Source organism: Acidovorax sp. GW460-11-11-14-LB4 (assembly GCF_059423685.1).
On the sequence record NZ_JBWKYJ010000012.1, the window covers coordinates 43,423 to 65,907 of the forward strand.

Annotated in this window: 21 protein-coding genes; 5 read left to right on the forward strand and 16 right to left on the reverse strand. The window is 64.6% G+C overall.

From position 1 onward, the window contains the following. The 4 genes from rfbA to AC07X4_RS07170 form a co-directional block, all read right to left on the reverse strand. The gene (gene rfbA / locus AC07X4_RS07155; protein ID WP_108497317.1) at window positions 1–885 is read right to left on the reverse strand and encodes a glucose-1-phosphate thymidylyltransferase RfbA; all 885 of its coding nucleotides are present in this window, start codon (window positions 883–885) and stop codon (window positions 1–3) included. 14 nt (window positions 886–899) lie between these two features. Continuing rightward, entirely contained in the window at window positions 900–1,790 is an 891-nt protein-coding gene (gene rfbD, locus AC07X4_RS07160) for a dTDP-4-dehydrorhamnose reductase (protein ID WP_494739659.1), read from the reverse strand. Next, the gene (rfbB, locus tag AC07X4_RS07165) at window positions 1,787–2,881 is read right to left on the reverse strand and encodes a dTDP-glucose 4,6-dehydratase (RefSeq protein ID WP_494739660.1); all 1,095 of its coding nucleotides are present in this window, start codon (window positions 2,879–2,881) and stop codon (window positions 1,787–1,789) included. The genes rfbD and rfbB overlap by 4 nt, the downstream gene beginning before the upstream one ends. 110 nt (window positions 2,882–2,991) lie before the next feature. Then, entirely contained in the window at window positions 2,992–4,977 is a 1,986-nt protein-coding gene (locus AC07X4_RS07170) for an SDR family oxidoreductase (RefSeq protein ID WP_494739661.1), read from the reverse strand. Window positions 4,978–5,206: 229 nt separating this feature from the next. Here AC07X4_RS07170 and AC07X4_RS07175 point away from each other — a divergent pair, with 229 nt between their 5' ends. The 3 genes from AC07X4_RS07175 to AC07X4_RS07185 all read left to right on the forward strand — a co-directional run bounded on the left by AC07X4_RS07175 (window position 5,207) and on the right by AC07X4_RS07185 (window position 7,537). Further along, complete coding sequence (locus AC07X4_RS07175; RefSeq protein WP_494739662.1) at window positions 5,207–5,812, forward strand: phasin family protein; 606 nt, start codon at window positions 5,207–5,209, stop codon at window positions 5,810–5,812. Between the two features lie 229 nt (window positions 5,813–6,041). Continuing rightward, the gene (locus tag AC07X4_RS07180; protein ID WP_494739663.1) at window positions 6,042–6,704 is read left to right on the forward strand and encodes a TetR/AcrR family transcriptional regulator; all 663 of its coding nucleotides are present in this window, start codon (window positions 6,042–6,044) and stop codon (window positions 6,702–6,704) included. Between the two features lie 56 nt (window positions 6,705–6,760). Next, window positions 6,761–7,537 (forward strand): tetratricopeptide repeat protein, encoded by a 777-nt coding sequence (locus AC07X4_RS07185; RefSeq protein ID WP_494739664.1) that lies wholly within the window; start codon window positions 6,761–6,763, stop codon window positions 7,535–7,537. A gap of 192 nt (window positions 7,538–7,729) precedes the next feature. Here AC07X4_RS07185 and AC07X4_RS07190 read toward each other — a convergent pair whose 3' ends face one another. Further along, window positions 7,730–8,497, reverse strand: a complete 768-nt coding sequence (locus AC07X4_RS07190) for a type III pantothenate kinase (protein ID WP_056059481.1) — start codon at window positions 8,495–8,497, stop codon at window positions 7,730–7,732. A gap of 180 nt (window positions 8,498–8,677) precedes the next feature. On the opposite strand from AC07X4_RS07190, the gene lysM reads away from it, so the two are divergent. Beyond that, window positions 8,678–9,166 (forward strand): peptidoglycan-binding protein LysM, encoded by a 489-nt coding sequence (gene lysM, locus AC07X4_RS07195; protein WP_494739665.1) that lies wholly within the window; start codon window positions 8,678–8,680, stop codon window positions 9,164–9,166. 76 nt (window positions 9,167–9,242) lie between these two features. Here the strand turns inward: lysM and AC07X4_RS07200 are convergent, their stop codons facing one another. The 7 genes from AC07X4_RS07200 to AC07X4_RS07230 all read right to left on the reverse strand — a co-directional run bounded on the left by AC07X4_RS07200 (window position 9,243) and on the right by AC07X4_RS07230 (window position 16,758). Further along, window positions 9,243–9,665, reverse strand: a complete 423-nt coding sequence (locus AC07X4_RS07200; protein ID WP_444823946.1) for a rhodanese-like domain-containing protein — start codon at window positions 9,663–9,665, stop codon at window positions 9,243–9,245. Between the two features lie 138 nt (window positions 9,666–9,803). After that, entirely contained in the window at window positions 9,804–10,766 is a 963-nt protein-coding gene (locus AC07X4_RS07205) for a M48 family metallopeptidase (RefSeq protein ID WP_494739666.1), read from the reverse strand. A gap of 10 nt (window positions 10,767–10,776) precedes the next feature. Continuing rightward, window positions 10,777–11,550 carry a lysophospholipid acyltransferase family protein gene (locus tag AC07X4_RS07210; protein ID WP_056059490.1) on the reverse strand — a complete coding sequence of 258 codons (774 nt, stop codon included), beginning with the start codon at window positions 11,548–11,550 and terminating at the stop codon, window positions 10,777–10,779. Window positions 11,551–11,635: 85 nt separating this feature from the next. Then, window positions 11,636–12,232 (reverse strand): D-glycero-beta-D-manno-heptose 1,7-bisphosphate 7-phosphatase, encoded by a 597-nt coding sequence (gmhB, locus tag AC07X4_RS07215; RefSeq protein WP_056059492.1) that lies wholly within the window; start codon window positions 12,230–12,232, stop codon window positions 11,636–11,638. Window positions 12,233–12,279: 47 nt separating this feature from the next. Beyond that, window positions 12,280–14,421 carry a glycine--tRNA ligase subunit beta gene (gene glyS, locus AC07X4_RS07220; protein ID WP_494739667.1) on the reverse strand — a complete coding sequence of 714 codons (2,142 nt, stop codon included), beginning with the start codon at window positions 14,419–14,421 and terminating at the stop codon, window positions 12,280–12,282. Between the two features lie 11 nt (window positions 14,422–14,432). Further along, window positions 14,433–15,338, reverse strand: coding sequence for a glycine--tRNA ligase subunit alpha (glyQ, locus tag AC07X4_RS07225; RefSeq protein ID WP_010462637.1), 906 nt, complete (start codon window positions 15,336–15,338; stop codon window positions 14,433–14,435). Between the two features lie 343 nt (window positions 15,339–15,681). Next, window positions 15,682–16,758 carry a type II asparaginase gene (locus tag AC07X4_RS07230; RefSeq protein ID WP_099731311.1) on the reverse strand — a complete coding sequence of 359 codons (1,077 nt, stop codon included), beginning with the start codon at window positions 16,756–16,758 and terminating at the stop codon, window positions 15,682–15,684. Window positions 16,759–16,966: 208 nt separating this feature from the next. On the opposite strand from AC07X4_RS07230, the gene AC07X4_RS07235 reads away from it, so the two are divergent. After that, a complete protein-coding gene (locus AC07X4_RS07235) occupies window positions 16,967–17,896 on the forward strand; it encodes a LysR family transcriptional regulator (protein WP_056745449.1) in 930 nt (309 codons plus the stop codon). 65 nt (window positions 17,897–17,961) lie between these two features. On the opposite strand, the gene fabB is transcribed toward AC07X4_RS07235, so the two are convergent. The 4 genes from fabB to AC07X4_RS07255 all read right to left on the reverse strand — a co-directional run bounded on the left by fabB (window position 17,962) and on the right by AC07X4_RS07255 (window position 22,381). Then, window positions 17,962–19,185 (reverse strand): beta-ketoacyl-ACP synthase I, encoded by a 1,224-nt coding sequence (gene fabB / locus AC07X4_RS07240; RefSeq protein ID WP_494739668.1) that lies wholly within the window; start codon window positions 19,183–19,185, stop codon window positions 17,962–17,964. Next, a complete protein-coding gene (fabA, locus tag AC07X4_RS07245; protein ID WP_008907199.1) occupies window positions 19,182–19,703 on the reverse strand; it encodes a 3-hydroxyacyl-[acyl-carrier-protein] dehydratase FabA in 522 nt (173 codons plus the stop codon). Before fabA ends, fabB begins: the two co-directional genes overlap by 4 nt. 162 nt (window positions 19,704–19,865) lie before the next feature. Further along, a complete protein-coding gene (gene lnt / locus AC07X4_RS07250) occupies window positions 19,866–21,497 on the reverse strand; it encodes an apolipoprotein N-acyltransferase (protein WP_494739669.1) in 1,632 nt (543 codons plus the stop codon). Continuing rightward, window positions 21,497–22,381 (reverse strand): CorC family transporter, encoded by an 885-nt coding sequence (locus AC07X4_RS07255; protein ID WP_099731314.1) that lies wholly within the window; start codon window positions 22,379–22,381, stop codon window positions 21,497–21,499. Before AC07X4_RS07255 ends, lnt begins: the two co-directional genes overlap by 1 nt. Between the last annotated feature and the right edge of the window lie 104 nt (window positions 22,382–22,485).

Here is a 22,485-nt window from a genome sequence, read left to right on the forward strand (position 1 = left end):
TCAATAAATCTTGTCTTTGAGCAGGCGCATCAAGTACTGACCATACCCACTTTTGACCAGCGGCTGAGATAGCCGCTCTAACTGCGCACTATCAATCCATTGTGAACGCCAGGCGATTTCTTCGGGGCACGCAATCTTCAGCCCCTGGCGGTGTTCCAGCGTGGCGATGAACTGGCCCGCCTCCAGGAGACTTTCATGCGTACCTGTATCGAGCCACGCATAACCCCGCCCCATGATCTCTACGCTCAACTGCCCTTGCTCCAGATACAGACGGTTCAAATCAGTGATCTCCAGCTCTCCACGCGGCGAGGGCTGAAGTTTCTTGGCCATCTCAACCACCTGGTCGTCGTAAAAGTACAGGCCTGTGACCGCATAGCTGCTCTTGGGTTGTGCTGGTTTTTCCTCCAGAGAAAGCACTTTGCCCCGGGAATCGAACTCAGCCACGCCATAGCGCTCAGGGTCCTGCACATGGTAGGCAAAAACACTGGCCCCCACTTCTCGCTGCCGGGCGTTGTTCAGCAGCTCGTGGAAGTCGTGCCCGTAGAAGATGTTGTCACCGAGCACCAGCGCACTAGGAGCTCCACTCAAAAAGGCTTCGCCGATCAGGAAAGCCTGCGCCAGGCCGTCTGGACTTGGCTGCACTGCGTACTGCAAGTTCAATCCCCACTGGCTGCCGTCACCCAACAGTTGCTCAAAACGGGGCGTGTCTTGCGGTGTACTGATGATGAGGATGTCCCGAATGCCCGCGAGCATGAGCGTGCTCAGGGGGTAGTAGATCATCGGCTTGTCGTACACCGGCAGGAGCTGCTTGCTGATAGCCAGGGTGGCCGGATGCAGCCGAGTGCCGGAGCCTCCAGCCAGGATGATGCCTTTGCGTCGCGTCATGTAGATAGTACCGATCAGAGAACTTCAGCCAGCATGCGCGCCACGCCCGCTTGCCAGTGCGGCATCTGCAGGCCGAAGGTGGTCTGCAGCTTGCCGGTATGAAGGCGCGAGTTGTGCGGGCGCACGGCAGGAGTGGGGAATGCGCTCGTCGGGACGGGCGCAACTTCATTTGCTTCTATTTTGATAGCAGGCTGCGCTTGCTGCGCCTTCGCAATCACGAATTTTGCGTACTCGTTCCAGTTTGTTTCACCGGCTGCGACACAGTGGTACAGGCCTGCGTCCTGCGGGCGTTGCTGCAGGTGACGCAGCGCATGCGCCGTCACGTCGGCCAGCAGGTCCGCCCCCGTGGGCGCGCCCCACTGGTCGTCGATCACGGTCAGGCGATCGCGCTCCTGCGCCAGGCGCAGCATGGTCTTGGCGAAGTTGCCGCCGCGCGCCGCATAGACCCAGCTGGTGCGCAGAATGAGGTGCTTGGGGCACGCCTGCACGATGAGCTGCTCGCCCTCGAGCTTGGTGCGGCCGTACACGCTCAAGGGAGCAGGCGTGTCGGTCTCGACCCAGGGGCGGCTGCCGCTGCCGTCAAAGACGTAGTCGGTGCTGTAGTGCACCAGCCATGCGCCGAGCTTCGCCGCCTCCAGCGCGATGGCGCCGGGAGTGGTGGCATTCAGCGTGCGAGCGAAATCGGCCTCGCTCTCGGCCCTGTCCACGGCAGTGTGGGCTGCGGCATTGACAATGACGTCGGGGCGCAGGGTGCGCACCGTCTCAGCCACACCCGCAGTGTTGGCAAAGTCGCCACAGTGTTCCGTGCTGTCGTGGTCCAGCGCCGTGATCGCGCCCAGCACCGACAGGCTGCGCTGCAGCTCCCAGCCGACCTGACCGCCCTTGCCAAAAAGCAAAATGTTCATGCAGCAACGTCCGTGACGACTGCAGTGGCGGCCTCCTGCGCATACTGGGTCTGCACCCAGGCGCGGTAAGCCCCCGTCTGCACGCTGGCCACCCAGTCAGCATGGTCCAGATACCACTGCACAGTCTTGCGAATGCCGGTATCGAAGGTCTCGGCGGGCTTCCAGCCCAGATCCCGCTCGATCTTGCGCGCATCGATGGCATAGCGGCGGTCATGACCAGGACGGTCCTTCACGTAGGTGATCTGGGTGCGGTAGCTCTGGCCGTCAGCGCGGGGGCGCAGCTCGTCGAGCAGCGCACACACCATGTTCACGATCTCGATGTTGGGCTTCTCGTTCCAGCCGCCCACGTTATAGGTCTCGCCGGGCGTACCGGCTTCCAGCACGCGGCGGATAGCGCTGCAGTGGTCTTTCACATAGAGCCAGTCGCGCACCTGCATGCCGTCGCCATACACCGGCAGGTTCTTGCCGGCCAGCGCGTTGACGATCATTAGCGGGATCAGCTTCTCAGGGAAGTGGTACGGCCCGTAGTTGTTGCTGCAGTTAGTGGTGAGGACCGGCAGGCCGTAGGTGTGGTGCCATGCGCGCACCAGATGGTCGCTTGCGGCTTTGCTGGCGCTGTAGGGACTGTTGGGCTCGAAGCCACGTGTCTCGGTGAAGGCCGGGTCAGTGGGTGCGAGCGAGCCGTACACCTCGTCGGTGGATACGTGCAGCAACCGGAAGGCGGCACGTTCGCCCTCGGGTAGCGCAGTCCAGTAAGCGCGCACGGCTTCGAGCAGTCGGAATGAGCCGACGATGTTGGTCTGGATGAAATCCTCGGGGCCGTGGATGGAACGGTCCACATGGGATTCGGCGGCGAAGTTCACCACCGCGCGCGGCTTGTTCTCAGCCATCAGTCGGGCGACCAATGCAGAGTCACCAATGTCCCCTTGCACAAAGATATGGCGCGCATCACCTTGCACACTTTCCAAATTGTGCAGATTGCCCGCATAAGTGAGCTTGTCGAGGTTAACAACAGGCTCACTGGAGGCAGCGAGCCAGTCAAGGACAAAGTTGGCGCCGATGAAACCCGCGCCGCCAGTTACCAGAATCATAGGGAGGCTGTGTGTGATGCCCGTTGGGCAAAGCCTGTGATTATCCCTGCCCGCCTGACCTCTGGGTAACAGATTTCTACACGGGCCCCTTGGAGGAAGGCGGCGCAGCTTCAGAAGTGGATGCCACGCATCATTTGCTGCAGCGCTACCGCCTCGGCGGACAACTGAGGCTTAGCATCCTTGGCGCCCTTGGCGGCGGTGGAATCCGGGAACATCCGGAAGCTCGTGTTCATGGTGATCTGCGCCACGCGCGGCACCAGCGCGTGCAGCAGTTGGCCAGTGATGCCCAGGCGCGTGGCGATGCGCACCGGCTTGAAGATGCAGGCTTGGGCGATCATGTCTGCGGCCTCTTCAGGACTCAGCGTAGGTACGTTGTTGTAGATCTTGGTGGGCGCGATCATGGGCGTGCGCACCAGGGGCATGTTGATGGTGGTGAAGGTGATGCCCTGGTCCGCGAACTCGCTGGAGGCACAACGCGTCCAGGCATCCAGTGCTGCCTTGCTGGCCACATAGGCCGAAAAGCGGGGCGCATTGGTCAGCACGCCGATGGAGCTGATGTTGACCACATGGCCCTTGCGCTTAGCCACCATGCCGGGCAGAAAGCCCATGGTCACGCGCAGGCAGCCGAAATAGTTGAGCTGCATGGTGCGCTCGTAGTCGTGGAAGCGGTCGTAGCTCGACTCGATGGCGCGGCGGATGGAGCGGCCCGCGTTGTTGATGAGGAAGTCCACACCGCCGTGGTTGTCGATGAGCAACTGCACAAAACGGTCGCAGTCGGTCATGTCGGCAATGTCCGCCGAGTAAGCGATGAATTGGTAGCCCTTGGCCTTGGCCTCCGAGCACGCCTCGTCGAGCTTGTCCTGGTCACGCCCGCAGATGATGGTGGTCGCACCCGCCTCAGCAAACTTGTGCGCTGCCGCCAGCCCAATGCCGGACGATCCGCCGGTGATCAGCACCACCTTGCCAGCCACCGTGCCCTTGAGCGTGCGGTCAATGAACAGCTCGGGGTCCAGGTTGCGCTCCCAGTAGTCCCACAGCCGCCAGGCGTAGTCCTTCAGATTGGGGCAGGTGACGCCGGAGCCCTTGAGCGCGGCCAACGTTTCGCGGCAATCAAAGCGCGTGGGGTAGTTCACGAAGGTGAGCATGTCCTCGGGCAGGCCCAGGTCCTTCATCACCGCGTTGCGCACCCGGCGCACGGGCGCCAGTGCCATCAGGCTCTTCTTCACGCTCTTGGGAATGAAGCCCAGCAGCGCGGCGTTGACGAACAGGTTCATGCGCGGCGCATGGGCTGCGCGGCTGAAGATGTCGAGCACATCGCCCACGCGGTAGCCCACTGGGTCCACCAGGTGGTAGCACTTCTTGGTGATGTCCTTCTGGTGGCTGATGACGTTGAGGGCATTGACCACGAAGTCCACCGGCACGATGTTCACGCGCCCCCCTTCCAAGCCAACGGTGGGCATCCAGGGCGGCAGCAACTGGCGCAGGCGCTGGATGAGCTTGAAGAAGTAGTAGGGGCCGTCGATCTTGTCCATCTCGCCGGTCTGGCTGTCGCCCACCACCATGGCCGGGCGGTACACCGTCCAGGGCACCTTGCAGTCCTGGCGCACGATCTTTTCGCTCTCGTGTTTGGTCTGGAAGTACGGGTGGTCCAGGCCCTCGGCTTCCTCGAACATGTCTTCGCGGAACACGCCTTCGTACAGCCCGGCAGCCGCGATGGAGGAGACATGGTGGAAATGCCCGGCATCAATCGCCTTGGCCAGGTCCACCGTGTTGCGCGTTCCCTCGATGTTCACGGCCACCTGGGTTTCTTCGTCAGCAGAGAGGTCGTACACCGCCGCCAGGTGGTAGAAATGGTCGATCTGGCCTTTGAGCTTCTTCACGTCGTCTGCCGCCACGCCCAGCTTCTTCGCGGTGAGATCGCCAAACACAGGGATCGCACGCGTGGGCCCGACACCCCAGAAGCTGCGCAGGTCGGCCACCTTGTCCGCACTTTCCTTGCGGATCAGGAAATGCACCACCGCCCCCTTGCGCTCCAGCAGCTTCTTGACCAGCCGCTTGCCAATGAACCCCGTTGCCCCCGTCACGAAATACTGCATGGATAACTCCTCTGAGATAGCTTCATTCTTGCCCAAGGCCTGCACACCCCGATTCAGCAGAAACCCGCGCCGATGCTAGGTGCCCAGCCGGCAGGCTGGGCTAGATGGCACGCTCTACATTTTTAGGAGCGCGCGCCTACACCTTGCGCACCGTGCGGCGTACAGTGCGGCCATGCGTCGAAGGCAAAATCGCCCCGGCAACCCCAACCAACCGCACCATGGAGGCCTTATGGTCAAGAAACTGCAGAAACTCAGCGCTGACAAGAAGAAGAGCAACGCCCAACTGTCCAGCACCGTCAAGGACTCCGCCCAGCAGATCTGGCTGGCCGGTCTGGGTGCCTTCTCCAAGGCGCAGGAAGAAGGTGGCAAGGTGTTTGAAGCCCTGGTCAAGGAAGGCCTGACCATCCAGCGCAAGACCCAGGCCGTGGCCGAAGAAAAGATCACCGAAGCTACCAGCCGCGTGACCACCATGGCCAGCGACATCGGCTCCAAGGCCCAGGGCCAGTGGGACAAGCTCGAAAACATCTTTGAAGACCGCGTGGCCAAGGCCCTCGCCAAGCTGGGCGTGCCCTCGGCCCGCGACCTGGAAGCCCTGAGCGCCCGTGTGGACGCCCTGGCCAAGGGCAGCAAGGCTGCACCCGCCAAAGCTGCTGCCAAGCCAGCCGCCAAACCCGCAGCCAAGGCTCCCGCCAAGAAGGCAGTGGCAAAGAAGGCGGCTCCTGCAAAGGCAGCTGCCAAGCCCGCTACCAAGGCCCCCACCAAGAAGGCGGCTGCAAAGAAGACCGCGACACGTGCCGCTGCCGACGCAGCCACCAGCACGCCATCGGCCAGCTGATCACGGCTTGCCACCGGCAAGCACCCAGCCCGCTCCAAGCGGTCCACGCGCCAAGGCGTTTGGACCGCTTTTCTTTTTTTGGTGAAACCCATGAAGTGCGCTACAAGCAGCCTAGGTACTGCATACACACCCCGCGTTCATGTCGCACTGCAGCATGACCGTGTGGGTTAGAGTAGCCATCAGAGACAACGCAACAACGACGCCAAACGACGCGAAGGGGCCCACACACATGGTGAAGAAAGCGCCACGCCGCACCGCAGAACGCATTCTGGAAGTGACGCTGGACCTGTTCAACCGGTTCGGTGAACCCAACGTCTCCACCACCCTGATCTCGGCCGAGTTGCGCATCAGCCCTGGCAATCTCTACTACCACTACCCCGCCAAGGACGAGCTGATCAACGCGCTGTTTGATCGCTACGAAGGCTCGCTCACCGAGCTGCTGGCCGCAGCAGATGGTGTGCGCAATGTGGAGGACGCCTGGTTCTTCATGCACTCGCTGTTCGAGCTGATCTGGCAGTACCGCTTTCTGTACCGCGATCTCAACGACCTGCTGTCCAAGAACCGGCGCCTGGAGACGCACTTCCAGGCCATCCTTAAGAACAAGACCCGCGCCGTGCGCGCCATGCTCGATGGCATGGGACGCGCAGACGCGCTGCACATCGACGCGCGCGAGCTGGAGGCCACCGCCACCAGCATGGTCGTTGTGCTCACCTACTGGCTCAGTTTTGAATACGTGCGCGACCCGCGCCGCGCGCTGGAGCCTGAAAGCGCCCAGGCCGCGCTGCTGCGCGGAGCCCACCATGTGCTGAACCTGCTCATGCCCTACCTCGAAAGCGGCCAGCGGGCCCACCTGCTGGAGCTGGTCGGCGCCTACGCCGCAGTGCCTGGCTGATACAGAGACGGCCCACCACAGACACCCAACCACAAGAACTTCCGGAGACACACACCATGGCCAAATGGACCCCCTTCCCCCACGCCGGCGACTACCAGTTCGACGCTGCGAGCGTCAAGAAGCAATGGGCACGACTGCATGGCGGTGATGCCGAACCCTGCCCCAAGGACGCAGCCGTGCTGGAAGCGTGGGCGCTGTTCCACAACGGCGACTTTGAGAAAGCGGCGGCTGCAGGCCTGGCGTCCGGTGGCGCGGGCATTACTGCGGCCAACAAGGCCACCTCCATCTACGCCAACTACCTGGAGCCCAAGGAAAAGACGCGGCTGGACCTGTTCATGCAGGTGGCCGAAAGGGCCGAGGCCCAGGCGGCCGCAGAACCGAACAACGCCAACGCCTGGTACTGGCATGCGTATGCGCTGGGCCGCTACAGCCAGGGCATCAGCGTGGCCAAGGCGCTGGCGCAGGGCCTGGGCGGCAAGGTGAAGGAGTCGCTGGAAAAGGCCATCGCCCTGTCGCCCAAACACGCCGATGCGCGCATTGCGCTGGGTGCCTTCCATGCGGAGGTGATCGACAAGGTGGGTTCGCTGATTGGCGGCATGACCTATGGCGCCAAGAAGGACACGGGCCTCAAGCTGTTCCAGGAGGCCCTCAAGCTCAACCCGGGATCGGCCATCGCCATGATTGAGTACGCCAATGCCCTCGTCATGCTGGAAGGCGACAAGAAGATGAAGGAAGCCACTGCGCTCTACGAAAAGGCCGCCACCGCGGAACCCATGGATGCCATGGAGCGGCTGGATGTGGAGATGGCACGGGCGGAACTGGAAGAAGAGTAAGAGGCATCCCCCTGAGCGGCTTTGCCGCTTCCCCCTTCTCTCGACTGGCTACGCCATTCGGGAAGGGGGACGACACCCTCGCTGCGGGACGGCCCTTGCTCGGTGTCTCTGGCTTGCGCAGCGCCAGTTTTACACAGAGGTTTGCAGTAGATTGCCGTGTCGCGCTGCTATGGATGCGGAGCTCAAAAGCCCTCAGCCCCCAAACCGCTGCGCGGCAATCTCCAGAAGTCCGTCAAAAATCAGGTTGTCCACCAGTTCAAACGGCCGCGTCATGCTGGGCGCCATCTTCCAGCCGGCGCCGCCGGTCATGATGCAGGCAGGCTCCTGGCCGCAGTGCTGCAACAGGTGCTGGTACATGCGCTCCACGGCCCCCGCGATGGCGTAGGTGCCTCCACTGGTCAGCGCATCGCTGGTGTTGGTAGGGAACGGGCGCACTTCGCCCGTAGGCACGTGCAGGCCGGCGGTGCCGGATTCAAGCGCGCGCAGCATGATGCCGTGGCCGGGCAGGATCAGGCCGCCCATGAAGCGGCCCTCGGTGTCGATGCACTCCACCGTCACGGCCGTGCCCACCATCACCACCACCAGCGGCCGTGCGGGGCCACTTGCCAGCACATGGTGGCGTGCGCCGATCATGGCCACCCACCGGTCCGAGCCCAGGCGCGAGGGGTGGTCGTAGCCGTTGGTCAACCCCGCCTCTTGCGCCGATGACACCACCCACGAGGGGGTGACGTCCCAGATTTCCATCTGTTCCTGTACGCGGCGTTTGACGGCATCTCCCGCCACCACACAGCCCAGCATGCGTGTCGGATGGGGCAGCGAGGCCCAGCTGCCTTCGGCCAGGCGGTCGATGTGGTCGAGAAACTCGGCGCCATGCGCAATGAGCGCAGCCCCGGGGCGGGGAGCGTCGTACAACGCCCATTTGAGACGGGTGTTACCGACGTCGATGGCCAGAAAAGTCATGCGGCGGATTATCCCGAGTTTTGCGATGCGCCCCTGCCCGAGGGCGACAGCCACGGCGGCACCACCTCTCCCCGACCCCCAAATTGTGAAAAATCGTGTCGCGCCCCTGTCCGACACGATGCAGCCGCCCGTACCCGCTACAGTGGTCCTCCCTGTTTCTGCAACATTAGGAGGTACGACATGGGTCTTTTCAGTTTCATCAAGGAAGCCGGCGAAAAGCTGTTTGGCGGCAAAGAAGCGCAGGCTGCCACGGCAGCCGCCCCCACGCAGGATGAACTCAACGCCAAGGCATCCAAGGCCATCGAGACCTACATCGCGTCCCAGAACCTGGGCGCCAGCAACGTACAGGTGGCATTCGACGGCACGCAAGGCAAGGTCACCGTCAAGGGCACCGCGCCCACCCAGGCCGCCAAGGAAAAAGTCACCCTGTGCTGCGGCAACGTGGCCAGCGTGACCAGCGTCGAGAACCTGATGGATGTGACCAACCCCGAGCCCGAAGCCCAATACCACGACGTGGTGCGCGGCGACACGCTGAGCGCCATTGCCAAGAAGTTCTATGGCGACGCCAACAAGTACCCCGTGATCTTCGAGGCCAACAAGCCCATGCTGAGCCACCCCGACAAGATCTATCCCGGCCAGAAGCTGCGGATTCCGCCACTGACCAAGTAATCTCTCGCAGATTCAAGCCCTCTGAGCTGCCAGCGCTAGTAGAAAAAGCGCTGGCAGCTCTTTTTTTGATAGCGAATCAGCCCTGCTTCCACGGCAGGCCATGAAAGCGCCAGCCACCACGTTTGCCGCGCTGGCCTTGCGCATCCGCATCGCCCTCGAACCCTTCGAGGATGTTGTAAGCGGTGATACCCAACTCGGTGGCGCGGCGCGCGGCGGCAATGGAGCGCACACCGCTGCGGCACAGCAGCACGGCCCGTCCACCCTCCGGCACAGCAGCGCGCATCTGGGCATCGAAGTCGGCATTCATCGCCATGCCCGGCCATTGCTTCCAGGCCACCGCAGCGGCGCCGGGCACGTGGCCCACCCACTCGCGTTCGGCGTCGCTGCGCACGTCCACCAGCACGGCCTGCCCCGCCTGCACCCATTGCCAGGCCTGTTGGGGCGTCACGTCACCGGCATAGCCTTCGGCGGGAGTAACGGTGGAGAGCGTATTTGTCATGGTTTCGATCCTTTCTGGGCACTAGGCAAAACGTTTGGACTGGGCGCGACCGGCGCGAGGGACGCAAGTCAAGGGCCGCCCCGCAGCGAGGGCGTCGTCCCCCTTGAGGGAAGGCGCCGAAGGCGACTCAGGGGGGATTCACCATAGAGGGGCGGGTTCATCACGAAGATGGCTGCGCAGCTGCGCGTAGTCCGGCACCACGGTGGCCACGGTGTCCCAGAAGCGGGGACTGTGGTCCATCACGCGCAGATGGGCCAGTTCGTGCGCCACCACGTAGTCGATGATGGCCGGGCGGTAGTGCAGCAGGCGCCAGTTCAGGCGGATGGAGCCGTCGGCCTTGGCGCTGCCCCAGCGGGTATTGGCGCTCGACAGGCGCAGGCTGGCCCAGCGCACGCCCAGCAGCGGGGCAAAGTGGTCCAGCCGCTCGGTGAAGTGGCGGCGCGCGTCGCGCATCAACCAGGCCTGGACGGCATCGCGGACCTGTGCGGGGCTGGCGCTGTGCGGCAGGCCAATGTGCAGGCTGGGCGTCGTGGCTGCGCCGCCCGGCTCCACCGCCGCCACCAGCGCTCCGCCTTTGCCCGCAAAGCCGTGGCTCGGGTCCAGCACCAGCCTCAGCGGCTCACCCAGATAGGGCAGCTCTGCGCCATGGGCCCAGACGATACGACCGCCTTCCATGCGTTGCTGGCGCTCGCGCGCCTCCGACAGCTTGCGCAGGATCCAGTCGGACTTCTCGCGCAGCGCGGCATCCACTGCGCCCAGCGTCACCCAGCTGGGGGCCCGCACCGACAGGCCATCGGCCCCCACGGTAAAGCCGATGCTGCGGCGGCGCGCGCGCTGCAGCGCATAGGCCACGACGGCATCTCCCAGCAACACCTCGCGGCTGGCCTGGGGGTGGCGGAATTCGGCGGGCGACAACAGCGAAGGCAGCGGCACCGCTGGCGCCGCAGGCCGGATCACTATAGTTTTAGGAGCTACCGGCGCTTGATCGACTAGAGCTTGTGGCTGATTGGGCTTGAAACCTGCAGCCACAGGACTGGGGCCTGCTGCAGGGGCCCCGGGCGGGTCGAACAGGTCCAGCGCCAGTTGCACAAGCCGCTGCATCACGGTCGGTTTACTTCCCGCTGGGGGCCGCGGTGTTGGCCGCAGGGGCTGGGTAAGCCTCTGGGTCCAGACGACGCATCTCGGCCTCGATCCAGGCCTCCACCTCGCGCATCAGTTCGTCGGGCTGGCGCCCCACGCTAGAGATGGGCTTGCCAATCGACACATCCACCACGCCGGGGCGCTTGACGAACGCCTTGCGCGGCCACACCTTGGCCGAGGTCACGGCGATCGGAATTACCGGCGCACCGGTGTCAATCGCCAGGCGCGTACCGCCGGTCTTGTAGTTGCCCTTCTGCCCCCGCTCGATGCGCGTACCCTCGGGGAACATGATGATCCAGATGCCCTTGGCCAGCAGGTCCTTGCCCTGCTGCACCACCTTGTTGAAGGCCTGCGTGCGCTGGTTGCGGTCGATGTGAATCATGTCCAGCCGCCCGATGGCCCAGCCGAAGAAGGGCACATGCAGCAGCTCCTTCTTGAACACGTAGGCCAGGGGGTGCGGCATGATCACCGGCATCAGGAAGGTCTCGTACGTGGACTGGTGCTTGACCAGCAGGATCGCGCCTTCATTGGCGCCCTGCGGCAGGTTCTCCATGCCGGTCACCTCGGCGCGGATGCCCAGAACCACCCGCGCGCCGCTGATGCACAGCGACAGCCAGGCCCGGGCGATGCGGTACAGGGGTACACCCCGCACGCCCAGCAGCGTGCCCAGCATGATGGCCAGCGCGTAGGGCACCACGGTGATGCCCATCCAGAGAAGGTGAATGACAGAACGGATAAGAGCCATTGGGATGTCTTTTTGGCCGCAAGCGCTAGTGAAATATGCGCCAACAGCTATGAATTAAATAGCATCAAGATGCTGCTGCGCCTTGTCACGACAGCGGCAAGGGCGCTGCGGCCACGGCGGCTGCGGCGCTTGGCACCACCGGCAGCAACTGGTCCACAAAATCTCCGAGGCTGGCGTGCAACTGCGTACCCGCCGGCAACCCCGCAGGCAACGCCCCGCCCGGCCGCAACGCGGCAGACCGGCCGGTGCACACCAGGTGCAACTGGGCCCCCAGGGCGGCACCCGCCTGCAGGTGGGCCTCGCAGCTGCCGACCACGCGGACCTCGTTGCGCTCCATGCCGTAGCGGTCGCAAATCTGCTCCAGCAGGCCCGGGGCGGGCTTGCGGCAGCTGCAGTCCTCGTCGGCCGCATGGGGGCAATAGAACACCGCGTCGATGCGCCCGCCCACCGCCGCCACCTGCCGGTGCATCTTGGCGTGGATGGCGTTGAGCGCCACCACGTCAAACAGGCCCCGGCCCAATCCCGGCTGGTTGGTGGCGACCACCACATGCCAGCCGGCATGGTTGAGGCGGGCAATGGCTTCGAGCGCGCCGGGCACCGCCGCCCACTCGTCGGCCGAAGTGATGTATTCATCCCCCATCGGGTTGAGGGTGCCGTCGCGGTCGAGGATGGCGAGTTTCATAGGAGGGGTTTGCCTTGTGAGAACCACCAGCCTACCAGCACCAGGGGTCAGGCCGCCAGACGGGACAAATCGGCCACGCGGTTCATGGCTTCGTGCAACGTCTTGAGCAGGCCCTGCCGGTTCAGGCGCAGGTCCAGCTGCTCGGCGTTCACCATCACGTCGTCAAAGAACGCATCCACGGGCGCGCGCAGCACGGCCAGGGTCTGCAGGCTGGCGGTGTAGTCGCCCGCGTCGAACTGGGCATTGGCCTCGGGCACAAAGCGCTGCAGCGCGGCGTACAGGTCCTGCTCCGCCTTTTCCTGCAGCAGGTTGGGGTTGACGTGGGCATCCACCGTGCCTTCGACCTCGGCCTTCTTGAGGATGTTGCCAACGCGCTTGTTGGCGGCTGCCAGGGCGGGGCTTTCGGGCAAGGCGGCAAAGGCACGCACTGCGGCCAGCTGCTTCTCGACCAGGGCCAGGCGCTGCGGGCGCAGTGCCAGCACGGCGTCCACTTCTTGCGCGCTGTAGCCTTGCTCACGCAGGCTGCCGGCAAGGCGGTCGTAGATGAAGTCGGCCAGAGCGGGCGTGGCGTCGGTGATCTTGTCGCCAAAGGCAGGCAAGGCACCGGCCAGCAGCGCGCTCAAGTCCAGCGGCAGGTCTTTTTCGACCAGCATGCGGATCACGCCCAATGCATGGCGGCGCAGCGCGAACGGATCGCGGTCGCCCGTGGGCAGGTTGCCGATGCCGAACATGCCGACCAGGGTTTCGAGTTTGTCGGCCAGCGCCACCACAACGCCAGCGGTGTTGCGCGGCAGTGCATCGCCCGCAAAGCGGGGTTTGTAGTGGTCTTCGATCGCGTTCGCCACGGTCTCGCCCAGGCCGTCGTTCAGGGCGTAGTAGCCGCCCATGATGCCCTGCAGCTCAGGGAATTCGCCCACCATATCGGTCACGAGGTCGGTCTTGGCCAGCTGCGCGGCCAGATCGGCATCCTGCACCAGTTGCGCGTCGCCCAGCTGGGATGCAATCGCCTTGGCAATGGCGCGCACGCGCTCCACGCGCTCACCCTGCGTGCCCAACTTGTTGTGATAGACAACCTTGCCCAGGCCCTCGACACGCGAGGCCAGGGTCTTCTTGCGGTCCTGGTCAAAGAAGAACTTGGCATCGGCCAGGCGGGGGCGCACCACGCGCTCGTTGCCGCCGGTCACAAAGCTCGTGTCTTCGGGGCTGATGTTGCTGACCACCAGGAACTTGTTGGTGAGCTTGCCCGCGGCGTCCAGCAGCGGGAAGTACTTCTGGTTGGCCTTCATCGTGAGGATGAGGCACTCTTGTGGCACACCCAGAAACTGCTCTTCAAACTGGCAGATGACCACGTTGGGGCGCTCCACCAGCGCGGTCACCTCGTCCAGCAGGGCTTCGTCTTCGATGGGGCGGGCGCCGTTGCCCACCTTCGCAGCAGCCGCAGCCAGCTGGCGCACGATCTCGGCCTTGCGCTCGGCAAAGCTGGCAATCACGGCGCCGTCTTTTTGCAGCGTGGCGGCGTAGCTGTCGGCATCGGCCAGCACCACGGGCGACACGGCGGCTTCAAAACGGTGGCCGGTGGTGCTGTTGCCAGCGGTCAGGCCCAGCGCCTTCACGGGCACCACGGTGCTGCCATGCAGCGCCACCAGGCCGTGCGCGGGGCGCACAAAGTTCACGCTGGTCCAGCCGGGCAGCTCGCAGTCGGTTTCGAGCTGGTAGCTCATCACCTTGGGGATAGGGAGCTTGGCAATGGCTTCGTCCAGCGCCTTTTGCAGGCCCGCCGCCAACGTGGCACCGGGCACCACGCTGTCGTAAAACAGGGCTTCGGCCTTGCCGTCCTGCGCGCGCTTCAAGGCGGCTACAGCGGCTGCGGGGTTGGACACATCGGCGCCCAGCGCCTGCAGCTTTTTCAGCAGCGCAGGCGTGGCGTTGCCGTCCGCCTGAAGACCCACGGTCACGGGCATCAGCTTTTGCTGCACGGCCTTGTCGGCGGCCTTGTCGGCCACGGCGGTCACATGCGCGGCCAAGCGGCGGGGCGAGGCAAAGGGCGTGACCACCGAGACGGCAGACGCCAGGCCCAGGGCCTTGAGCTGGTCGCCCAGCACGGTGGCGAAAGCATCGCCCAGCTTCTGCAGCGCCTTGGGCGGCAGCTCTTCGACAAACAGTTCAACGAGGAGGTTTTGGGTTGTCATCGTCATTTCTCTCACGCAGCCTTCTTCGTCATCTGTTCCACCCACTCGCGCGGCGCCATGGGGAAGCCCAGGCGCTCGCGGCTCTCGTAGTAGCTTTGCGCCACGGCACGGGCCAGGTTGCGGATGCGGCCGATGTAGGCAGCGCGTTCGGTCACGCTGATCGCGCCGCGCGCATCCAGCAGGTTGAAGCTGTGTGCGGCCTTGAGCACCTGCTCATACGCGGGCAACGCCAGCTGCTGCTCCATCAGGTACTTGGCCTGCTTTTCGTGCGCATTGAAGGCGGTGAAAAGAAAGTCCGCGTCGCTGTGCTCAAAGTTGTAGGTGGACTGCTCCACCTCGTTTTGCTTGTACACGTCGCCGTAGCTCAGGGTGTCGGTCCACTTGAGGTTGTAGACGTTGTCCACGCCCTGCAGGTACATGGCCAGGCGCTCCAGGCCGTAGGTGATCTCGCCCGTGGCAGGCTTGCAGTCGATGCCGCCGACCTGCTGGAAGTAGGTGAACTGCGTGACTTCCATGCCGTTGAGCCACACCTCCCAGCCCAGGCCCCAGGCGCCGAGCGTGGGGTTCTCCCAGTCGTCTTCGACAAAGCGGATGTCGTTCTTTTTCAGGTCGAAGCCCAGGGCTTCGAGCGAGCCCAGGTACAGCTCCAGGATGTTGGCCGGTGCGGGCTTGAGCACCACCTGGTACTGGTAGTAGTGCTGCAGGCGGTTGGGGTTCTCGCCGTAGCGGCCGTCCTTGGGGCGGCGGCTGGGCTGCACGTAGGCGGCCTTCCAGGGCTCGGGGCCGATGGCGCGCAGGAAAGTGGCAGTGTGCGAGGTGCCGGCGCCCACTTCCATGTCATAGGGTTGCAAAAGGGCGCAACCCTGCGCGTCCCAGTAGGACTGCAGCTTCAAAATGATTTGCTGGAATGTCAACATGGCGTCTGTGGCTGAGGCACTGGCAAGCCAGGGCCTGGCAAGTAAGGGGAAAAAGAAGAAAACGCGGTGCGCGAGCCAAACCCAGCGCCCGCCGCCCCATGGGCAACAAGGACGGGCATCGCGCGCGCAAACCGGTGATTTTACGGCGCGCAGCCGCGCGTGCTGCGCCAGCGCCAGCAACACCGGCCCGCGCCCATGAAAAAAGGCCGGAGCCCTTTTGGAGCCCCAGCCTTCCCAACCAGTCACGCGAGCTATAAGCCGGTGCGTACCGGTGGCCACACGGGTGTGGCCGTCAACGCATGCATCGCGTCAAAGCATGGCGTTCAAACCTCGAAAACAGGGATCAATACTCCCAGAAAATGCGCTGCAGTTCCTTGCTGTCGTTGGTCTTGGTCAAAGCGACCATGGCCAGGATGCGGGCCTTTTGGGGGCGCAGGTCATGGGCCACCACCCAGTCGTACTTATCGTCGGGCTGCTCGGCATTACGCAGCACAAAACCATCGGGCACGCGGGCCGAACGGATGATCTGCACGCCCTGACCACGCAAGGCCTTGAGCGAATCGACCGCCTGTGCGGCCACCGAGCCGTTGCCGGTGCCGGCATGGATCAGCGCCTTGACGCCGGCCTTGCCGTAGGCCTCGATGCCCGTGGTGTTCATGTTGCCGTAGCCGTACACGATGTCCACGGCGGGCAGCGCCTTGATGTCGTCGATGTTGAACTCGGAGTTGGTCGTGTGGCGCTTGACCGGGGCGCGGAACCAGTAGTTCTTGCCTTCCACCACCATGCCCAGCGGGCCCCACTGGCTCTTGAAGGCCTCGGTCTTGATGTTGATGGTCTTGCTCACGTCGCGACCGCTCTGGATCTCGTCGTTCATCGTGACCAGCACGCCCTTGCCGGCCGCGTCCTTGCTGGCGGCCACAGTCACGGCGTCGTACAGGTTCAGCGCGCCGTCAGCCGACAGGGCAGTGCCGGGACGCATGGAGCCGACCACCACGATGGGCTTGTTGGTGCGCACGGTGAGGTTCAGGAAGTACGCGGTTTCTTCCAGGGTGTCCGTGCCGTGGGTGATCACGATGCCATCCACGTCCGCCTGCTTGGCCAGGGCCGACACGCGCTGCCCGAGGCGCAGCAGGTGCTCGTTGGTGAAGCTCTCGGAGGCGATCTGGAACACCTGCTCACCCGACACCTTGGCCACATTGGCCAGCTCAGGCAGTCCTGCCAGGAGCTTGTCCACCGGCACCTTGGCGGCGGCATAGGTTGCGCTGTTGGCGGCCGAGGCGCCCGCACCGGCAATGGTGCCGCCCGTGGCCAGCACTACCACATTGGGCTTGGCAGCCTGGGCCATGGCAACGGCGGAGGCAGCAGACAACAGCAAACCCGCGAGCCAGCGGCTGGCGGTGGGGGAGGAAGAAATGCGCATGAAGAGGTCTCCTGATTTTTTTGGGTGGCAGCACGCGTTGCGCCGCTTTATTCACAACCGCCGGTGAAGCGGTGCCGCATCCTATGAGAAACCAGAACACAGTCATGCGGAATAATTGACCCACCCTTATGAATTCAGATCACACCCCTGAGCTGCCGCTCGAAGGCCATGAAGTGCCCCTCGGCCACCGCCACAAGCCAACTCCGCCATGAACTTGAGACAACTGGAAGTTTTTCAGGCCGTGCTGCAAACCGGCAACATGAGCGCAGCGGCGCGGTTGCTGTGCATCACGCCCTCAGCAATCAGCAAGGCCGTGGCACACACCGAGTTGCAGCTGGGCTACCGGCTGTTCAACCGCTCGCCGGCCGGCCTGACCCCGACGCCCGAGGCCCAGGTGCTGGCCACCGAGTCCACGGGCATTTACCGGCAGCTGGACGCCCTCAAGCGCACTGCGCGCAACCTGGCGACCAGTGATTCGGGCGATGTGCGGCTGGGCGCCATACCGTCCATCACGCACGAATTTCTGCCGCGCCTGCTGCAGCACCATGCCGAGCAGCATCCGCAGGTGGGCGTGGAGGTGCGCACCATCCACCAGGACCAGATGACCCAGGCCCTGCTCACGCGCAGCGTGGACTTTTGCCTGGGTTTCTACAAACACCCCCACCCACAAATCGCGAGCGATCTGCTGGTCAGTGGTCGCTTGTACCTGGCGGTCGCGACCAGCGTGTGGGCGCGCGCTCCCCGTGCCGCCAGCCCCGGTGCGCGGCTGGCGCAGGTGCCCGTGATCCGCCTGGTGGGCGACGACCCCATGCGCCAGGCGATTGACGAAATCGCACACCGCCTCGGCTCGCCTGCCGGGCCCGGCATCCAGGTGCAGACATCGCGCCTGGCGCTGGAGCTGGTGCGCCGGGGCATGGGCTGGACGGTGGTGGACTTTCTCACCGCCAAGGGGCTGGACCCTGCACAGATGGTGGCACAGGAGCTGCACGAGCTGGCCCCCATGTCGCTGTACAGCTACCACGCGCGCGCCTTTCCGCCCGGTCTGCAGGCCACCCGCATGCTGGGCATGTTGCCCGCCTTGCTGCACGAGGCCCTGCAGCCCAACCCCAAGGCCCGTCAGGCGCTGACGGGCCGATAGAGCCGACAAAAAACGGCCTGCATGTCCAGAGACAGGCAGGCCGTTACGGTGGAGAGTCCGCGCGGTCAGTGGTTCCAGCGGCGCAGCACCAGGCTGGCGTTGGTGCCACCAAAGCCGAAGCTGTTGGACAACACCGTGTTCAGCTGCGCATCGCGCGTTTGCGTGACCAGAGGCATGTTGCCCAGGGCCGGGTCAGGTGTCTCGACATTGGCCGAGCCGGCGATGAAGCCCTTGTTCAGCATGATCATGCAGTAGATGGCCTCCTGCACGCCCGTGGCGCCCAGCGAGTGGCCGGTGAGCGACTTGGTGGACGAGAACGGTGGCACCTTGTCACCAAACAGGGCACGCATGGCGCGCACTTCCTGCATGTCGCCCACGGGGGTCGAGGTGCCGTGGGTGTTGATGTAGTCGATGGGGGCGTCCAGACCTTCCATTGCCTGCTGCATGCAGGCAATGGCGCCGTCGCCCGACGGGGCCACCATGTCTTCACCGTCGCTGGTGGCGCCAAAGCCCACCACTTCGGCCAGGATGGTCGCGCCACGGGCCTGGGCGTGCTCCAGGCTCTCCAGCACCACGGCACCGCCGCCGCCAGCGATCACGAAGCCGTCGCGGTTCGCGTCGTAGGCGCGTGAGGCCTTCTCGGGCGTTTCGTTGTACTTGCTGGACATGGCGCCCATGCCGTCAAACAGCAGCGACATGCCCCAGCTCAGCTCTTCGCCACCGCCCGCAAACATCACATCCTGCACACCCCAGGCAATCTGCTGCGCGGCCGCGCCGATGCAGTGGGCGGACGTGGAGCAGGCCGAGGTGATGGAGTAGTTGATGCCCTTGACCTTGAAGTTGGTGGCCAGGCAGGCGGACACGGTAGAACTCATGCAGCGCGTGACCTGATAGGGCCCCACGCGGCGGATGCCTTTTTCGCGCAGCGTGTCGGCCGCTTCGATCTGGTTGGCGGGCGAACCACCGCCCGACCCCATGATGAGGCCAGTGCGCGGGTGGCTGACCTGTTCGGGCGTGAGGCCTGCTTGCTGGATAGCGTCTTCCAGCGCGATCTGCGCATAGGCCGCCGCATCGCCCATGAAGCGCAGCTGCTTGCGGTCAATGCGCGCTTCGATATCGATCTCCGGTGCGCCGCCCACCTGGCTGCGCAGGCCCAGTTCCTTGAACTTCTCCACGGCCTTGATGCCGCTGGTGCCCGCACGCAGCGAAGCTTCCACGGAGGCCAGATCGTTGCCAATGCACGAGACGATGCCCGCGCCGGTGATGACTACGCGCTTCTTGGTGGTCATGCTGCGTCCTTACCGTCTTCCTCGCGCTTGAACAGACCCACGCGAAGGTCGTTGGCCACATAGATTTCCTTACCGTCGGCCAGCAGACGGGCATCGCCAATGGCCATGACCAACTTGCGCTTGATGACGCGCTTGATATCGATTTCATAGGTGACCAGCTTCACGTCAGGGCCGACCTCGCCGGTGAACTTGACCTCGCCCGCACCCAGCGCACGGCCCCGGCCCGGCAGTTGCAGCCAGGTCAGGTAAAAACCGATGAGCTGCCACATGGCATCGAGCCCCAGGCAGCCAGGCATGACCGGATCGCCCTGGAAGTGGCAGGCAAAGAACCACAGGTCGGGCTTGACATCGAGCTCGGCGCGGATCTTTCCCAGCCCGTGCGCGCCACCATCGCTGTCGATGTGCGTGATGCGGTCAAACATCAGCATGGGTGGCAGCGGCAGACGCCCGCTGTCAGCGCCGAACAGCCGGCCCTCGCCGGAGGCAATCAGTTGTTCGTAGGAAAAGGAATCTGCCATTTTCAGTCGTGCTCCAGAACGGCGGATGGCCCGCCTCAAATCATCGTTTTACGCAACACCAGCCCCCCGGTTGCGGGCCTCTATTATCAAGGCATAGGGAGCCGCCTCTAAACACGGGGGTGCGCAGGCCCCTGCGCCGCCGGGCGCAACGCCTGACCTGGATCAATTGCCACGCGGCCTGCGGCCCCTGCTAGCGACCATGGCCCCCACCAGCACCAGAGCCCCCAGCGCCCACAGCGGCCACAGCCCCCAGCGGGACACCCACCACGCGTAAGGCGTGATGGCCCAGCCACTTTGTGCGTCCAGCCCCCGGCCCTGCACCTCGCCTTTGAGCACGCCGCGCGTGTAGCGGGCCAGCTGGTGCGTGACCACGCCCCGGTGGTCGATGATGACCGTGGCTCCCGTGTTGGTGGCGCGCACCATCGGGCGCTCGAATTCGAGCGCACGCATGCGGCTGATGTGCAGATGCTGGTCGATGGCCAGGGTGTCGCCAAACCAGCCGATGTTGCTGAAGTTGACAAACACCGTGGGGGCCTGGGCGGGGTCGATGAATCGAGCCCCCAACTCCTCGCCGAACAAGTCTTCGTAGCAGATGTTCGGCGCGATGCGCTGCCCCGCCACGGCAAACGACGCCTGGCCCACGGTCCCCCGGTTGAAATCGCCCAGAGGGATGTTCATCATGGCCGTGAACCACTTGAAAAACGGCGGAATGAACTCTCCAAATGGCACGAGGTGGTGCTTGTCGTAGCGATAGGGCTCTGCCTGGGTCGTGGCGCTCATGCCCAGCACGGAGTTGGTGTAGCCCTGCGCTTCATCCCCCAGCGGAATGCCCACCATGGCGGCCTGGGCCCCTTGCGCATAGCGTTGCTGCATGCCCTCCAGATACCCCGGAATGAGCTGCTGCGGCAGAAGCGGTATGGCGGTCTCGGGCGCCACCACCAGGTCAGCCTGGGCGTTGCGCAGGGCCTCGGCATACCACTGCAGGGCCACGGGCACGCCGCTGCCGGATTGAAACTTTTCGTCCTGGGGGATATTGCCCTGCAGCAGCTCCAGGCTCAGGGCGGGCGCTGCGCGCCGTGCCGGGGTGTGGCACAGATTGACCGCGCACAGCCGGTCCACCGTGGCCCAGGCCAGCAGGCCGCCCGCCGCCAGCACCAGCGCCCACCAGCGCACGGTGCGCAGGTCGGTGGCACGCACCTGCACCACGCCCATCGCCAACGCCGCAGCCACCGCGCTGATGCCATACACCCCCATGTGGCGGGCCAGCACGGCGAGCGGCCCATCCACATGCGCGTAGCCGCCAGCACCCCACGGAAACCCCGTCCACCAGACGCCCCGTGCCAGTTCGGCCAGCAGCCACAGCGCTCCGAAAAGAAGAGCACTCCCGGCACGATTCATCGGCGCATACCGGCAAAACAAGGCCAAAGCCGCCGAATAGTAGCTGGCAAGAAAGGCAGCGAGCCCCAGCACCGCTGCCACGGCCAAAGGCGCGGGCAGGCCACCATAAGAATGCATGGAAATGAACAGCCACCAGAAAGTACCTGCCAGCCAGGCGGTGGCAAACAACCCGCCCACGAGCGCACCGCGCCGCCAGGGCGCAGCAACGCGCGGGTGCTCAACAGCGAAAGGCCGCACCATCCAGGCGAGCGCAGCCATCGAAGCCAGCTGCAGCCACCACAAGGGTTGGCCGCTGCCCGGCCAGGCCAGCGAGGCCGCCTGGGCCAGGCCCGCCGCCAGTGCCAGCAGCAGCTGCGGCAGCAGCGGCCCGCCCGCCATCCGAGAGCGCCGCGACATCAGCCGTCGGAGGGAGTGTCTTCGACCCTGGACACCTTGAACCAGCGCACCGCCCCGCCCTTGGTGTGCAGCACCACAAAATGCAGGCCGCTGAGCTGCAGATGCTCACCGCGCTTGGGCACATGGCCCATTTCGTGGGCAATCAGGCCGCCGATGGTGTCGAAATGCTCGTTGGGGTCGCTACCCACGATGGTCACCTCAAAGGCCTCGGCCACACGCTCGATGGGGGTGTCACCACTCACACGGTAGGTCCGGTCGGCCAGGCCGAAGATGTCGCCATCGTCTTCGGGGATGTCGAACTCGTCCTCGATCTCGCCGACGATCTGCTCCAGCACGTCTTCGATGGTGATGAGCCCGGCCACGCGGCCAAACTCGTCGATCACGATGGCCAGGTGGTTGCGGTTGCCACGGAACTCGCGCAGCAGGTCGTTCAGGCCTTTGCTTTCGGGCACAAACGCTGCCGGGCGCAGCAACGCACGGATGTTCAGCTCGGGCGCCCGCTGCAGCTTGAGCAGGTCCTTGGCCATCAGGATGCCGATGATGTTCTCGCGCTCGCCCTGGTAGACCGGAAACCGTGAATGCGCGGTGCTGATCACCAGGTGCAGCAGCTCATCGAAAGGCGCGTCAATGTTGACGAGGTCCATGCGCGGTGCTGCCACCATCACATCGCCCGCCGTCATGTCGGCCATGCGGATCACGCGCTCCAGCATCACGCGCGATTCGGCGCCGATGACCTCGTTGTCCTCGGCCTCGGCCAGGGTTTCGATGAGTTCTTCCGTGGAGTCCGGCCCAGGATGGATGAACTCGGCCACTTTCTGCAGGAAGGTGCGCTTGTCTTCCCTCTCGGGCGGTCGCCCGGGGTGCGCGGGGTGCGGGTCAGACACTGTCTGGAGTGCAGGACGTGCGGTAGTGAATCAGGCCCCTAGGATAGCGGATTGCCGTGACAGCCGGCCACCACCGGCGTCACGGCCGGGGGCGTGACCGCCAT

Excerpts from the sequence above, each read along its gene's own strand:
- glyQ (WP_010462637.1), bottom strand. The coding sequence starts at position 15,338 with ATGTTGACATTCCAGCAAATCATTTTGAAGCTGCAGTCCTACTGGGAC.
- glyS (WP_494739667.1), bottom strand. The coding sequence starts at position 14,421 with ATGACAACCCAAAACCTCCTCGTTGAACTGTTTGTCGAAGAGCTGCCG.
- rfbB (WP_494739660.1), bottom strand. The coding sequence starts at position 2,881 with ATGATTCTGGTAACTGGCGGCGCGGGTTTCATCGGCGCCAACTTTGTC.
- fabA (WP_008907199.1), bottom strand. The coding sequence starts at position 19,703 with ATGGCAGATTCCTTTTCCTACGAACAACTGATTGCCTCCGGCGAGGGC.
- fabB (WP_494739668.1), bottom strand. The coding sequence starts at position 19,185 with ATGACCACCAAGAAGCGCGTAGTCATCACCGGCGCGGGCATCGTCTCG.
- AC07X4_RS07200 (WP_444823946.1), bottom strand. The coding sequence starts at position 9,665 with ATGACAAATACGCTCTCCACCGTTACTCCCGCCGAAGGCTATGCCGGT.
- AC07X4_RS07235 (WP_056745449.1), top strand. The coding sequence starts at position 16,967 with ATGAACTTGAGACAACTGGAAGTTTTTCAGGCCGTGCTGCAAACCGGC.
- AC07X4_RS07210 (WP_056059490.1), bottom strand. The coding sequence starts at position 11,550 with ATGGCTCTTATCCGTTCTGTCATTCACCTTCTCTGGATGGGCATCACC.
- rfbA (WP_108497317.1), bottom strand. The coding sequence starts at position 885 with ATGACGCGACGCAAAGGCATCATCCTGGCTGGAGGCTCCGGCACTCGG.
- AC07X4_RS07190 (WP_056059481.1), bottom strand. The coding sequence starts at position 8,497 with ATGACTTTTCTGGCCATCGACGTCGGTAACACCCGTCTCAAATGGGCG.
- AC07X4_RS07180 (WP_494739663.1), top strand. The coding sequence starts at position 6,042 with ATGGTGAAGAAAGCGCCACGCCGCACCGCAGAACGCATTCTGGAAGTG.
- gmhB (WP_056059492.1), bottom strand. The coding sequence starts at position 12,232 with ATGAAACTCGCCATCCTCGACCGCGACGGCACCCTCAACCCGATGGGG.
- AC07X4_RS07230 (WP_099731311.1), bottom strand. The coding sequence starts at position 16,758 with ATGCGCATTTCTTCCTCCCCCACCGCCAGCCGCTGGCTCGCGGGTTTG.
- AC07X4_RS07185 (WP_494739664.1), top strand. The coding sequence starts at position 6,761 with ATGGCCAAATGGACCCCCTTCCCCCACGCCGGCGACTACCAGTTCGAC.
- lnt (WP_494739669.1), bottom strand. The coding sequence starts at position 21,497 with ATGTCGCGGCGCTCTCGGATGGCGGGCGGGCCGCTGCTGCCGCAGCTG.
- AC07X4_RS07170 (WP_494739661.1), bottom strand. The coding sequence starts at position 4,977 with ATGCAGTATTTCGTGACGGGGGCAACGGGGTTCATTGGCAAGCGGCTG.
- AC07X4_RS07205 (WP_494739666.1), bottom strand. The coding sequence starts at position 10,766 with ATGCAGCGGCTTGTGCAACTGGCGCTGGACCTGTTCGACCCGCCCGGG.
- rfbD (WP_494739659.1), bottom strand. The coding sequence starts at position 1,790 with ATGAACATTTTGCTTTTTGGCAAGGGCGGTCAGGTCGGCTGGGAGCTG.
- lysM (WP_494739665.1), top strand. The coding sequence starts at position 8,678 with ATGGGTCTTTTCAGTTTCATCAAGGAAGCCGGCGAAAAGCTGTTTGGC.
- AC07X4_RS07175 (WP_494739662.1), top strand. The coding sequence starts at position 5,207 with ATGGTCAAGAAACTGCAGAAACTCAGCGCTGACAAGAAGAAGAGCAAC.